At 72.1% G+C, this 13,410-nt stretch carries 11 protein-coding genes; 7 read left to right on the top strand and 4 right to left on the bottom strand.

Annotated features, from left to right (window positions below):
• The first annotated feature begins 46 nt into the window (after nucleotides 1-46).
• The 3 genes from paaI to ACFZB3_RS07860 are packed head-to-tail and all read left to right on the top strand — an operon-like array spanning nucleotide 47 to nucleotide 2,369.
• Nucleotides 47-478 (top strand): hydroxyphenylacetyl-CoA thioesterase PaaI, encoded by a 432-nt coding sequence (gene paaI / locus ACFZB3_RS07870; RefSeq protein WP_391371370.1) that lies wholly within the window; start codon nucleotides 47-49, stop codon nucleotides 476-478.
• Nucleotides 475-1,821: a phenylacetate--CoA ligase PaaK gene (gene paaK, locus ACFZB3_RS07865; RefSeq protein ID WP_391371367.1), complete on the top strand. Its 1,347-nt coding sequence runs from the start codon at nucleotides 475-477 to the stop codon at nucleotides 1,819-1,821. The genes paaI and paaK overlap by 4 nt, the downstream gene beginning before the upstream one ends.
• A 41-nt stretch (nucleotides 1,822-1,862) precedes the next feature.
• A complete protein-coding gene (locus ACFZB3_RS07860) occupies nucleotides 1,863-2,369 on the top strand; it encodes a GNAT family N-acetyltransferase (RefSeq protein ID WP_391371364.1) in 507 nt (168 codons plus the stop codon).
• Nucleotides 2,370-2,506: 137 nt separating this feature from the next.
• Here ACFZB3_RS07860 and ACFZB3_RS07855 read toward each other — a convergent pair whose 3' ends face one another.
• Entirely contained in the window at nucleotides 2,507-3,571 is a 1,065-nt protein-coding gene (locus tag ACFZB3_RS07855; RefSeq protein ID WP_391371361.1) for a cellulase family glycosylhydrolase, read from the bottom strand.
• 256 nt (nucleotides 3,572-3,827) lie between these two features.
• Here ACFZB3_RS07855 and ACFZB3_RS07850 point away from each other — a divergent pair, with 256 nt between their 5' ends.
• Nucleotides 3,828-4,922: a substrate-binding domain-containing protein gene (locus ACFZB3_RS07850; protein ID WP_391371358.1), complete on the top strand. Its 1,095-nt coding sequence runs from the start codon at nucleotides 3,828-3,830 to the stop codon at nucleotides 4,920-4,922.
• Here the strand turns inward: ACFZB3_RS07850 and ACFZB3_RS07845 are convergent.
• Complete coding sequence (locus ACFZB3_RS07845; protein WP_391371354.1) at nucleotides 4,888-6,459, bottom strand: FAD-dependent monooxygenase; 1,572 nt, start codon at nucleotides 6,457-6,459, stop codon at nucleotides 4,888-4,890. The two genes, ACFZB3_RS07850 and ACFZB3_RS07845, sit on opposite strands and share 35 nt — an antisense overlap.
• 124 nt (nucleotides 6,460-6,583) lie before the next feature.
• Here ACFZB3_RS07845 and ACFZB3_RS07840 point away from each other — a divergent pair, with 124 nt between their 5' ends.
• Nucleotides 6,584-7,540 (top strand): helix-turn-helix domain-containing protein, encoded by a 957-nt coding sequence (locus ACFZB3_RS07840; protein ID WP_391371351.1) that lies wholly within the window; start codon nucleotides 6,584-6,586, stop codon nucleotides 7,538-7,540.
• 119 nt (nucleotides 7,541-7,659) lie between these two features.
• On the top strand, nucleotides 7,660-8,655 hold the full coding sequence (gap, locus tag ACFZB3_RS07835) for a type I glyceraldehyde-3-phosphate dehydrogenase (RefSeq protein ID WP_391371348.1): 996 nt from the start codon (nucleotides 7,660-7,662) through the stop codon (nucleotides 8,653-8,655).
• 80 nt (nucleotides 8,656-8,735) lie between these two features.
• Here the strand turns inward: gap and ACFZB3_RS07830 are convergent, their stop codons facing one another.
• Together ACFZB3_RS07830 and ACFZB3_RS07825 are read right to left on the bottom strand one after the other, a co-directional pair.
• Nucleotides 8,736-10,340, bottom strand: coding sequence for an MFS transporter (locus ACFZB3_RS07830; protein WP_391371346.1), 1,605 nt, complete (start codon nucleotides 10,338-10,340; stop codon nucleotides 8,736-8,738).
• A 382-nt stretch (nucleotides 10,341-10,722) separates the two neighbouring features.
• Nucleotides 10,723-11,967 (bottom strand): ThuA domain-containing protein, encoded by a 1,245-nt coding sequence (locus ACFZB3_RS07825; protein WP_391371343.1) that lies wholly within the window; start codon nucleotides 11,965-11,967, stop codon nucleotides 10,723-10,725.
• A 473-nt stretch (nucleotides 11,968-12,440) separates the two neighbouring features.
• Here ACFZB3_RS07825 and ACFZB3_RS07820 point away from each other — a divergent pair, with 473 nt between their 5' ends.
• A complete protein-coding gene (locus ACFZB3_RS07820) occupies nucleotides 12,441-13,385 on the top strand; it encodes an NAD(P)-dependent oxidoreductase (RefSeq protein WP_391371341.1) in 945 nt (314 codons plus the stop codon).
• Nucleotides 13,386-13,410 lie beyond the last annotated feature (25 nt).

The following is a 13,410-nucleotide window of genomic DNA, read 5'->3' as shown; positions in this document are numbered from 1 at the left end:
CGCCGCACGCTAACCGAATGTTCGGTCGGTTCACAAGGTGGTGGAAATGACGACCCAGGTACCCGGGACGACACCTGGCCCCGTCGAGACGATGTTCGCCGCGGACGAGGCGTCCAGGCGGCTCGGGATCGAGTTGCTGGAGCACGGCGAGGGGACCGCCGTGCTGCGGATGACCGTGACCGCATCGCAGGTCAACGGACACCGGATCGCCCACGGCGGCCATGTCTTCCTGCTCGCCGACACGGCGTTCGCCTGCGCCTGCAACAGCCACGGGCCGGTGACCGTCGCCGCCGGAGCCGACATCGACTTCGTCGCGCCCGCCTACGAGGGCGACGTGCTGGTCGCCACCGCGCGGGAGCGCGTCCGGTTCGGCCGCAGCGGTGTCTACGACGTGAGCGTCGTGCGCGGCGACAAGGTGATCGCGGAGTTCCGCGGCCGCAGTCGCATCCTGCGCACGCAGAATGAGGAGCCGCAATGAGCAGCGAAGTGACCGCGCCCGGATCCAGGGGCACCCGCCGGGGGGAGCCGCTTCCCGAGGCACTCCTCGACGAGGCCGAGCGGATGTCCCGCGAGGAGGTCCGGGCGCTCCAGCTCACCAGGCTGCGCACGACGCTGCGGCACGCGTACGACAACGTGGAGCTGTACCGCAAGAAGTTCGACGCGGCCGGCGTCGGCCCCGACGACTGCCGCACCCTCGCGGACCTCGCCCGCTTCCCCTTCACGACCAAGGCGGACCTGCGGGACACCTACCCCTTCGGGATGTTCGCCGTACCGATGTCCGAGGTGCGGCGCGTGCACGCCTCCAGCGGTACCACCGGCCGGCCCACCGTGGTCGGTTACACGGAGAACGACCTGTCCATGTGGGCGGACGTCGTCGCCCGTTCCATCCGGGCCGCCGGCGGCCGCCCGGGGCACAAGGTCCATGTCTCCTACGGCTACGGCCTGTTCACCGGCGGCCTGGGCGCCCACTACGGCGCCGAACGCGCCGGCTGCACGGTGATCCCCGCCTCCGGCGGCATGACCGCGCGCCAGGTGCAGATCATCCAGGACTTCCGGCCCGAGATCATCATGGTCACGCCCTCCTACATGCTGACCCTGCTCGACGAGTTCGAGCGCCAGGGCGTCGACCCGCGCTCCACCTCCCTCAAGGTCGGCATCTTCGGCGCGGAGCCGTGGACGGAGGAGATGCGCCGCGAGATCGAGGAGCGGCTGGACATCCACGCGGTCGACATATACGGCCTGTCCGAGGTCATCGGCCCCGGGGTCGCGCAGGAGTGCGTGGAGACCAAGGACGGGCTGCACGTCTGGGAGGACCACTTCTACCCGGAGGTCGTGGACCCGCTGGGCGACGAGGTGCAGGCCGACGGCGAGAGCGGCGAACTCGTCTTCACCTCGCTGACGAAGGAGGCGCTGCCGATCATCCGGTACCGCACCAGGGACCTGACCCGGCTGCTGCCGGGCACGGCGCGTCCCGGGTTCCGCCGGATCGAGAAGATCACCGGCCGGTCCGACGACATGATCATCCTTCGGGGGGTCAACGTCTTCCCCAGCCAGGTGGAGGAGATCGTGCTGCGGACGCCGGGGGTGGCCCCGCACTTCCAGATCCAGATCAGCCGGCGCGGACGGATGGACCACATGACGGTCCGGGTCGAGGCCCGTCCCGACGCCGGCCCCGCCGACCGCGAGGCCGCCGTGCGGACCATCGCCCAGGGCATCAAGGACGGCGTCGGCGTCACCGTGGAGGTCGCGGTCGTCGAGCCCGAGACGCTGGAGCGCTCGCTCGGCAAACTCCGCCGAGTGAAGGACCTGCGCAAGCCGTAATCCGCTGGCGGGCCTGCAGTGGGGGTGCCTACCGTCCCCCCATGCCCGAACTCCAGTTGCTCCGCCCGGACCACGCCCCGGCAGTGCTCGCCTTCGAGTTGGAGAACCGCGCCTATTTCGCGGCGGCCATCCCCGACCGGGGCGACGAGTACTTCGCCCGGTTCGACGAGCGGCACCGGGATCTGCTGGCCGAGCAGGAGGCCGGGATCTGCTACTTCCATGTGCTGGTCGACGCGGCGGGCGAGGTGCTGGGGCGGGTCAACCTGATCGACGTCGGGGACGGCGGCGCCGACCTGGGGTACCGGATCGCGGAGCGGGCCGCCGGGCGGGGGCTGGCCACCTGGGGTGTCGGGGAGGTGTGCCGACGGGCCCTCGACACCTACGGACTGACGACCCTGCGGGCCGCCGCCGCCCTCCGCAACGCGGCGTCGCGGGCGGTCCTGGCCCGGACCGGGTTCACGGTGACCGGTGAGACACGGCTGAACGGTCTGCCGGCGGTGACGTACGTGCGGCGTCTTCAGCCGGAGGCGTGCGCACGGGAGCGTTGAGCGATTCACCTTCCTTGCCCCCGAAGCGCCGACTCTCGACTGCGGCGCCGTCGTGGCTGGTCGCGCAGTTCCTCCCCCAGCCTTCGGCCGGGGGTACCCCCAGCGCCCCTTTCGGGGCGCGGGAGCCCCCACGTCGGTCAGCCGTTGACCGGCCTGCCGCGGCCCCAGGCCCAGGCGAGGCGGTCGGCGCCGGACTGGTTGGTGGTGGCCAGCCAGGGGCGGGACGCGTCGCCGATCAGCTTCTGGACGGAGTACGTGTCGTCGGTGCGCAGGCCCGGCCAGTACACCGAGCCCATGCCGAGCTTGCGGAACGTGTCGGTGTCGGCCTGGATGAAGTTGACGGAGTTGTCGTCGGGAGCGGGTTTGTCGTAGTCGAGGCCTGTCGTCATGGGGGCACCGAACTCGTCGGCGACCGTGCGGTTCGCGCAGTCGCCGAGGCGCTCCTTCAGGTCGGCCACCCACTGGTCGTAGGTGGCGTAGCTCTTCCAGAAGCCGTAGTGGTGGAGGGAGAGGTAGGTGCCCTTCAGGCGCGGGTCGGCGCAGACGGTGGTGACGTGGTCGTTGTAGCCGGCGCCGCTGACGAAGACGCGGTCGTGCGGGACGGACGGGTAGGTCGCCAGCCACTTCGCCGCCAGGTCGGCCCACTCGGCGTCGGTGTAGCCGTGCGGCTCGTTCATCGGCTCGAAGTAGACGTGCGGGTCGTGCCGGTAGGCCTTCACGACGGTGTCCCACATGGGCCAGTAGGTGGCCTCGTCGTCGATGAAGCCGTCCTTGTTGGCGCCGGTGCCCTCCCAGTAGGAGACGATCACCTTGAAGCCCTGCGCCGAGGCCGCGTCGATGACCCCGCGGTACGACTTCCAGTAGGAGCCGTTCACCGTGTACGGGTTGATGGGCAGCCGTACGGTGTTGGCCCCGAGGTTGGCGCGGAAGGCCGCGATCACCCGGGTCGCCTTGGCGTAGGTCTGGGCGTAGGTGTCCGAGAGGGACAGGCCGGACAGGACCACGGGGTCGTCGGCGTAGTTGTCGCGCGGGTCCGCCCAGTTGACGCCCTTGAACTGGCTGGTGCCGTGGCCCGGTGCGGCGGCGGAGGCCGAGGCGGGGCTGCCGGTGAGGGTGGTCGCGCAGACCGCGGCGATCGCGACCGCGGCGAGGGCGGCTCGGGTGCGGGGGGCGATCCGGGTTCTGGCGGGGGTCTTGCGCATCAACGTGCCCTTTCGGAAGACGGCGGCTCGACGCAGGGGCCCGCGGGCCCGACCGCGTGTTTACGTAAACATCGACGCGGCATGTTCACGTGAACATCGTCTCGGCGACCGTGCCGACGGGATCTCCGTCGGGGCTGGTTACGCGGCGATGTTTACGTAAACTCGAAAGCGTCGGAATCGTGGCACCCGCTCCTGCGGCCGTCAAGGTTCCCGGTCCCGACTTCCCGTGCATGAAGGAGATTTGAGGGGTGGGGCGATGGGCCTGAACGAGCCGGAGCAATCGGCCGCGCCGGCCGCGGGCGGTGCGCGGCGGGGCGGTTCCGGGATACCCGGGGGACGCCGCAAGCAGCGCGTCTCCATGGCGGACGTCGCCCAACTCGCCGGGGTCTCCTCACAGACGGTCTCCCGGGTCTCCAACGGGCATCCCGGGGTGATCGCTTCGACCCGGGAACAGGTGCTGGCCGCGATGCGGGAACTCGGCTACCGCCCCAACAGCGCGGCCCGCGCCCTGCGTTACGGCCGGTTCAACACCATCGGCGTGATCCTGTTCAGCCTCTCCTCCACGGGCAGCAGCCGCACCGTGGAGGCGATCGCCACGCATGCCGCGGCCGAGGGCTACGCGATCACCCTCATCCCCATCGACGTGGCCACGCAGGACAACGTGCTGGGCGCCTTCACGCGGATGGGCGAGCTGGCGGTGGACGCCGTGATCGTCATCATGGAGATCCATCTGCTCGACACCGCCACCGTGCAACTGCCGCCCGGCGTCCATGTGGTGGTCGTCGACTCCGACGCCGGGGACCGCTACGGCGTGGTCGACACCGACCAGGCCGACGGCGCGCGCCGGGCCGTACGGCACCTGCTGGACCTGGGCCACCGCACGGTGTGGCACGTGGCCGGTCCCGAGTCCTCGTACGCGGCCCAGCGCCGAGCCCAGGCGTGGCGGGCGGTGCTGACGGAGGCCGAGTGCCCGGTTCCGGCGCCGCTGCGCGGCGACTGGTCGGCCGAGTCCGGGTACGCGGCGGGCCTCGCGCTCGCCGACGAACCGGGCTGTACGGCCGTGTTCGCGGCCAACGACCAGATGGCCCTGGGGCTGCTGCGCGCCTTCCACGAACGGGGCAGGTCCGTCCCGGCGGAGGTCAGCGTGGTCGGCTTCGACGACACCCCGGACGCGGCCTTCTTCATCCCGCCCCTCACCACCGTCCACCAGGACTTCGCCGAGGTCGGCCGCCGCTGTGTGGAGGGCGTCCTGCGCCAGATCCGCACCGGCGACGACTCCCGCCCCGGCACCGACCTCGTCCCGGCCCGTCTGGTGGTCAGGGAGAGCACCGCCCCGCCGCGCACGTCGTGACGGCGCTCAGGGCGTCGTGCAGGGCCGAACCGGCCGACGGCGGTTCGTCCCAGCGGGCGGCGATGTGGCCGTCGGGACGGACGAGGACCGCGCCGCCGTGCGGGCTCAGGCCGTGGGCCCGGGCGTGTTCGCCGGGCAGTGGTTCGATGCGCAACGGCCATGGCCCGGTGTCCTGTTGCTGCCAGCGGCCGGGGTCCGGGGTGAGCACGGTGAACCACTCGCCGCACGCGTCGAGGGTGGAGCGGCCGGGGGTGAGCCAGTGGTGGGGCATGCGGTGGCCCGGCGCCGCGGTGGGCACGTACTCGGTGCCGGCGGCCCCGGCCGGGCCGCCGTCGGGGCCGAGGACGGCGGCGGAGTCGTACGCCGTGCCGAGCACCAGGCCGAGCTGAGCGAAGTACCGTTCCGTCCACGGTAGTTCGACCTGCGCCGACGAGCCGCCGCGGAGCTGCTCCTTGCGCAGGTCCTGCACCTGGAGCAGGAGGTGGGTGTTGGCGACCGCCTGGCGGAGGGTCTCCTGGGCCACCGGCCGCCGTTCGGTCTCGTACGTCTCCAACAGGGCGGGGTCGGCCCAGCCCCGGAGCACGCCGGCCAGTTTCCAGGACAGGTTGTGCGCGTCCGCGACGCCGGCGTTCATACCGAGGCCGCCGATCGGCGGGACGGCGTGCGCGGCGTCGCCGGCCAGCAGCACCCGGCCCCGGCCGAAGCGCTCGGCGACGTACGCGGTCATCGACCAGTGCTGGACCCGCACCACGTCGGCCTGTACCTCGGCACCGGGGCCGAGCGCGTGCGAGACGCGGCCGGACCAGTCGGTCTGCCCGTTGCCCTCGGGCGTGGCGCCGAACCAGGCCCAGCCGCCCTCCGGGTAGAGCGGGGTGAAGGTGCCGAACGCGGTGAAGTAGACCCCGGCCGGCTGGTCCGCGCACCAGCGGGTCAGGTCGGCGTCGAACACGACGGTGGTGTAGTCGCCGAGCGCTCCGGGGCCGGTGGTGGCGATGCCCAGCCGCTCGCGGACGGAGGAGTTCGCGCCGTCGGCGGCGACCACGTACCGGGCCCGGACGCGGGTCTCCTCGCCGTCCGCGCCGTCGGCGAGCACGGCGAGGACGCCCTCCGCGTCCTCCTCCAGGCCGACCAGCTCGGTCCCGAACCGCACCTCTCCCCCGGCGGCGGCGAGCAGGGTGGGCTCCAGCCGGTCCTGCGAGGTGACCACGCCGACGACCGGGCTCTCGGCGACCGGGGCGCGCACCCCGACCATCGCGGCGCTGGCGAAGTCGGGGTCGTACAGGGTGTCCCGGAAGCGCACCCGGCCGTACTCGGGTGCGAACGCGTCCGCCGCCACCCCGGCGGCGATCCCGAGCTGCCGGAAGATCTCCATGGACCGCACGTTGACCAGGCGGGACCGTGGGAACGGGGACAGCTCCCGGTGCTTCTCGACCAGCAGGGCCGGCACGCCCCAGCGCGCCAGCAGTGCCCGCGCGGTGAGCCCGACCGGTCCTCCGCCGACGATCAGTACCGGCACCTCTGCGTCCGCTCCAGACATGGCTCCATCATCCGGTGCCGGCGGCCGGCCGCAATCGTCCCCCGCGGGCCGCCACCCGAACGGGTGCCGAGGCCTGCGGGCGGTGCGCGCCGGGCGCGGGGCCGGTGCTCGTACCCTGTTCCCTGTGCCTCCCGTCCGCCTGCATCGCGTCGCCGTCCTGGTGCTGGAGGGGGCGAAGCCCCTCGACGTCGGGATTCCGGCGCAGGTGTTCACGACCCGGGCGAGCATGCCGTACGAGGTACGGGTGTGCGGTGCGGCGCCCGGTCTGGTCGCCGGCGGCGACGGGCTGTCGTACCACGTCGCCCACGGCCTCGACGCGCTGGAGTGGGCGGAGATCGTGTTCGTGCCCGGGTACCGGTTCCCGGACCGGGAGGATCCGCCGCCGGCGGTCGTGGCCGCGCTGCTCGCCGCGCACGGGCGGGGCGCCCGGCTGGCCGCCATCTCGACCGGGGCCTTCGCGCTCGCCGCGACCGGGCTGCTCGACGGCCGGCGCGCCACCACGCACTGGCACTACACCCGGGCCCTCGCGGAGCGGCATCCGCTGGTCCAGGTGGACGAGAACGTGCTGTTCGTCGACGAGGGCAGCGTGCTGACGTCGGCCGGCGCGGCCTCGGGGATCGACCTGTGCCTGCACATCCTGCGCGGCGACCTGGGCGTGGCCGCCTCCAACCACGCGGCGCGGCGGCTGGTGGCGGCCCCCTACCGCAGCGGGGGCCAGGCGCAGTACGTGCCGCGCAGTGTGCCCGAGCCGCTCGGGGAGCGGTTCGCCGCGACCCGCGAATGGGCACTGCACCGGCTCGGCGAGCCGCTCACCCTGGACGCGCTCGCCCGGCACGCGGGGGTGTCGGCGCGGACCTTCTCGCGGCGGTTCGTGGAGGACACCGGGTACACGCCGATGCAGTGGGTGATGCGCGCCCGGATCGACCTGGCCCGGGAGCTCCTGGAACGGTCCGAGCGAAGCATCGAGCAGATCGCCGACGACGTCGGCCTCGGCACCGGGGCGAACCTGCGGCTGCACTTCCAGCGGATTCTCGGCACGACGCCGAGCGACTACCGGCGCACCTTCACCAAGGGCGAGTAGGGCCGTCCGGGTGAGGCCGGCGGGTTCCTGGCGGGATCCTTTCGAACCGTGGCGTTCTCGCCGCTGTCACGACCGCGGGCAGGCCGCGAGTCTGGTGGCGTAGCGAAGGGACACCATTCATGACTCGTATCGCCGTCAACGGATTCGGCCGCATCGGACGCAACGTGCTGCGGGCCCTGCTGGAGCGGGACAGCAGCCTGGAGATCGTCGCCGTCAACGACCTCACGGAACCGGCCGCCCTCGCGCGGCTTCTCGCCTTCGACTCCACGGCCGGCCGCCTCGGGCGCCCGGTGAGCGTCGACGGGGACACCCTCGTCGTCGACGGGCGGCGCATCAAGGTGCTCGCCGAGCGCGAGCCGGCGCAGCTGCCGTGGGCCGACCTCGGCGTGGACATCGTGCTGGAGTCGACCGGCCGCTTCACCTCGGCGAAGGCGGCCCGCGCCCACCTCGACGCGGGCGCCCGCAAGGTGCTGGTCAGCGCGCCGTCGGACGGTGCGGACGTGACGCTGGCGTACGGCGTGAACACCGACGCGTACGACGCGGAGCTGCACACGATCGTCTCCAACGCCTCGTGCACGACCAACGCGCTCGCGCCGCTGGCCGCCGTCCTCGACGAACTCGCCGGTATCGAGCACGGGTTCATGACCACGGTGCACGCCTACACGCAGGAGCAGAACCTGCAGGACGGCCCGCACCGCGACCCCCGGCGCGCCCGTGCCGCCGGGGTCAACATCGTGCCGACCACGACGGGCGCCGCCAAGGCGATCGGCCTGGTGCTGCCGAACCTCGAAGGCAAGCTGTCGGGCGACTCGATCCGGGTGCCGGTGCCGGTGGGCTCGATCGTCGAGCTCAACACGACCGTGTCCCGTGACGTGACGCGCGAGGACGTGCTGGCCGCGTACCGCACCGCGGCAGAGGGGCCGCTCGCGGGTGTCCTGGAGTACTCGGACGACCCGCTGGTGTCGTCGGACATCACCGGCAACCCGGCCTCGTCGATCTTCGACTCCGCCCTCACCCGTGTCGACGGCCGCCACGTCAAGGTGGTCGCCTGGTACGACAACGAGTGGGGCTTCTCGAACCGCGTGATCGACACGCTCGAACTGCTCGCGCGCTAAAGGCTCTTGGACCGGCGGGGACCGGTCGGCCACCGGACGGTGGCCGACCGGTCCCCGCCGTACGTCAGGACGCCGGTACGTCAGCTCGCGGCCCCGGCGGGGTGTGCCGCCGCCTCCGGTGCCGTCTGCGCGGCCCGCGCCGGGCGGATCCCGATGAGCGCCACCGCGATGACCGCGGCCACCAGCATCCCGATGCCGCCGACGAGGGCGCAGGTGTGCAGGGCGTCGGTGAAGCTCGCGCCGTAGGCGCCCAGGGCCTGTCCGGTGCTCTCGGGTGTCTTCAGGTGCAGGAAGGCACCGGCCTGGATGCCGACGCTGGACACCATGCCGTTGACCTGCCCCTGGTCGGCGGGGCTCAGCCCGGACGCGGCGAGGTGGCCGGGCAGGGCGGCCAGGGTGCGGTGGGTGAGGATGACACCGAAGACGGCGGGGCCGAGGGCGCTGCCGATCTGGCGGAGCGCGCTGTTGGCCGCGGCGGCGGTGCCCCCGAGCCGGTGCGGCAGGGCGTCCATGGCGATGGTGGTGATGGGCGCCATGGCGAGCGCGATGCCGATCCCGAACACGCCGATGACCAGGGCGGCCTCGCCGGTGCCCGTGTCGGCCTGGAAGACGTTCATGACGAGGGCTCCGATGCCGCCGACCACGAGACCCGTGACCAGCAGCAGCCCGGGGGTCACCCGGTGCATCAGCCGTCCGACCAGCGGGCTGAGCACCACCGTGAAGCCGTTGATGGCCATGAGGCGGATGCCGATGTCCAGGGTCGAGGCGTGGTGGACGAGCCCGAAGTACTCGCTGAGCGCGAAGACGAGGCCGACCTGGGCGAACAGGGTGACGGCCATGACGAGCGCCGCGCCGGAGAACGCCGAGGACCTGAACAGGCGCATGTCCAGCATCGGGCAGGCGGAGCGGAGTTCCACGAGGACGAAGCCGGCCGCGCCGAGGGCGGCGGCCACGAAGGCGATCACGACCTGGGCCGAGGACCAGCCGGCGCTGCCGCCCTCGATGACGCCGTAGACCAGGCCGGTGATGGCGACGATGGCCAGGAGCTGACCGGGGACGTCCAGATGGCGTTCGCGCTCGGCGCGGGAGTCGGTCAGCAGGACGGCGCCGGCCACGGCCGTGAGCACGGCGAGGACGAGCGCGGGCAGGAAGATCCACCGCCAGCTCGTGTGCTCCACGATCACGCCGTTGACCACCGGGCCGAGGGTCAGTCCGAGGCCGAGGGCAGCCGTCCACAGGGCTATCGCCCGGGCCCGTTTGCGGGGGTCGGGGCAGACATGGCCGATCAGGGCGAGGGTGGACGGCAGCAGTGCGGCCGTGCCGATGCCGGTGAGGGCCTGGCCGACGCAGACCTGCACGACGCTGCCGCCGGTCAGGCAGACCAGGCAGCCGAGCGCGAACAGGGTCAGCCCGGCCAGGTAGGTCTTCTTGCGGCCGTACAGGTCACCCACCATGCCGAAGGTCAGCAGCAGGGCCGCGGTCGGCAGGATGAAGGCGTCGGTGATCCACTGCAGGCCCTCGGTGGAGGCGTCGAGTGCCTGCTGCAGGACCGGGAGCGCGACGGAGACGCCGACGACCGGCAGGTAGGAGACGAACACGCCGAGGCAGGCCAGCACGATGGTGGCCGTGATGTGCCGGTTGCCGGTGTCGGGCGGCGCGGACGGGGACGAGGCAGGAGAAGGCATGGCCACAGGGCACCTCGGAGCAGTGGAGTGACAGGGCGACGTACGGGGGGCGGCGCTGGATGACCTGTCGACTCCCGATCGACGGGTTCACCGCGGCTCTACCGCCGGGCCGACAGCGGGAGCCGTGTCAGGGCGGTCCCGGCTGCCGTCCGCGCGGCGCCTGCGCGGCGGGTTCGACCGGAATCTCCGTTGACGCGAGCCACTTCTGTCGGGGCCAGCGCTTCGGACCGTATACCGACGTGCGGCCTGCGGAGATGCCCTTGGACCTGCAACCTAAGGTGAACGTCGCTGAAGCCTGCCCCTTCCTCGGGTCATGCGCGGGACGCGGGCATGCCGTGTGCTGCCGGCGGCATGCCCGCGTCTCAGGGAACTGCCGGGTGGCTCAGGAAGGGAGCGTCCAGTTCTGGTTGGCGGCTCCCGAGCAGGACCAGATCTGGAGCCGGGTGCCGTTGGCCGAGCTCGGGCCGGTGGCGTCGAGGCACTTGCCCGACTGCGGGTTGACCAGGGAGCCGTTGGCGCCGGCCTGCCACACCTGCGATCCGGTGCCGTTGCAGTCGTAAAGCTGCACCTTGGTGCCGTCGGCGGTGCCGGCCCCGGTGACGTCCATGCACTTGCCGAGCGCGGTGAGCGTGCCGGAGCTGCCGACCGTCCAGTTCTGGGCGGTGGTGCCGTTGCAGTCGTAGAGCTGCACGGCGGTGCCGTTGGTGCTGCTCGCGCCCGCGACGTCCACGCACTTGCCGCCGTACCCGTGGATCGGGCCGGTGGCGTTCGTGGGCGGGGTGACCGGGCCGGACTGGCCGGACGCCCACTTGATCTCCTGGAGCAGGAGCTGGTTCTGCTGGGCGCTGGCGAACGTCGACGACAGCGTGGTGTTGGTCGAGTAGTCCATCGCGTTGTGGCCGAAGTTGTTGTAGACCATCTTGTAGTTGCGGTTGGACCAGACGATCGGGTAATAGCCGCTGTACCAGGTCTGGTTGGGGTCGGTACCGATCGGGAAGGTGGACGGGGCCATCGAGGCGAGGATGTCGATGGCCGGGTTCTGCCGCAGGTCGTTCTGCCAGCTGTACCACTCGCTCACCGAGGAGGTGGTGGTGGACGGCAGGTTCGCGGTCGCCGGGTGGGAGGGGTCGTCGATCTGCAGGGTCTCCTGCGTCGGTCCCCAGGTGTTGCTCCTGAAGGTGCCGGTGCCGAGGAACGTGTTGTGGTACCAGGGCCAGTCGCTGGTGTTGTCGTTGTACGCCGAGACGTGGAAGCCGATGAAGCCGCCGCCGGCCGCCATGTAGTTCTGGAAAGCGGTCTGCTGCGCGGCGGTGTGCGGGTAGTTGTCGAGGAACATGACGACCTGGTAGTTGGCCAGGGTCGACGCGTTGAGGCGGCTCCAGTCCGTGGTCGCGGTGTACGTGAAGCCGTAGGCCGCGCCGGCCTGCGGGAACCAGGTGTTGGCCTCGTGGTCGAAGCTGATGTGCGCCGCGTCGTAGGTGCCGTCGTAGAAGGCGATCACGTTGACGGTGGTGGCGGCGCGGGCGTCGTGGGCGGGGCCGGCCTGGACGCCGAGCACGACCGCGACCAGGGCGAGGAGTCTTAACAGGGTGCGGGGCCAGGCGAGGTGCGGGTGGGGGGTGTTCATGCGGGGGCCTTCCTCATACGTGACCGTGGGATACATATGCGGGTGTGCCGCATTGAAGGCCCCGGCGCGCGTACATGTCAATGGTGCAGACCAAGTGCGTTCCGGCAGGTGGCCGGCGCCGGGTGGCGGCGGTCAGCCGCCCGCGGGCCGCTCTCCCGGCCGGGTGTCCGTGCCCGGGACCGGCTCCGGCAGCCGGCACAGCAACGCGGTGGGGTCGAGCGGCCGGCCGCGGTGTGCGTGTGCGAACGTCCGGCGGGCTCGTGGGCGCCGGGCGCACGACGAGCGTCGACCGCTGCTCACCGTGGTGGCGGCACCGGATCGGCGGACCGGCCGCGCTGCGCAGTCCGGTCCGCCCCTGCTGTCGCGGTCCGGGACCCGCGGGCCCGCCCCGCCGACCACGTGCCGCACGTGATGCCTCCGGCGGCGCTCGGGTGACACCCTGAAGATCGGGGCCGAGAGCGAGAGGTGTGCGGATGAGGATCGCGATCCTGGACGACTACCAGGGTGTGGCACTGGGGCTTGCGGACTGGGAGTCGCTCCGCGCCGACGTGCAGGTCTTTTCGGATGCCTTCGACGGCGAAGGCGAGGTCGTGGCCGCGCTCGCCGATTTCGAGGTGGTCGTGGCCATGCGCGAGCGGACTCCTTTCCCCGCGTCGACTTTGGGCCGACTGCCGCGCCTGAAACTGCTGGTCACGACCGGGCCGGTCAACGCGGCGATCGACGTGGCAGCCGCCCGCCGGCTGGGGATCACGGTCTGCGGGACCGGATACTTCTCGCACCCGACGACCGAACTCACCTGGGGGCTGATCCTGTCCGCGGCGCGGCTGATCCCGCAGCAGGTGGAGTCGGTGCGGCGGGGCGGCTGGCAGGAGGGTCTGGGGACGAGTCTGCGGGGCGCCACGCTGGGGGTGCTGGGCCTCGGCCGGCTGGGGACGGCGGTGACGGAGGTGGGGCACGCCTTCGGCATGCGGTGCATCGCCTGGAGCCAGCACCTGACGCCGGCGGACGCGGAGGCGAAAGGGGTGACCTACGTGGCACGGGACGAGTTGTTCGAACGCTCCGACGTGCTGAGCGTCCACGTCGTGCTCAGCGAGCGCACCCGGGGTGTCGTCGGGGCGCGCGAGCTGGGCCTCATGAAGCCGACGGCGATCCTGGTGAACACCTCACGCGGGCCGGTGGTCGAGGAGGCGGCGCTGATCAGGGCCCTCACCGAGGGCAGCATCGCCTGCGCGGCACTGGACGTCTTCGACCGCGAACCCCTGCCGTCCGACCACCCGCTGCGTTCCCTGCCGAACGCCGTGGTGACCCCGCACATCGGCTACGTCAGCCGGGATCTGTACGAGGTGTTCTACCGGGACGCGGTCGAGGACATCGCGGCGTGGCAGGCCGGAAAGCCGGTGCGGACGCTCACGGGGTGAGTCCACCGCGTCCCCGTCCACCGCG

The organism is Streptomyces sp. NPDC008092 (genome assembly GCF_042957285.1).
In the GTDB taxonomy this organism is placed as follows: Bacteria; Actinomycetota; Actinomycetes; order Streptomycetales; family Streptomycetaceae; genus Streptomyces.
This window is presented reverse-complemented; position numbering and strand designations above follow the sequence as displayed.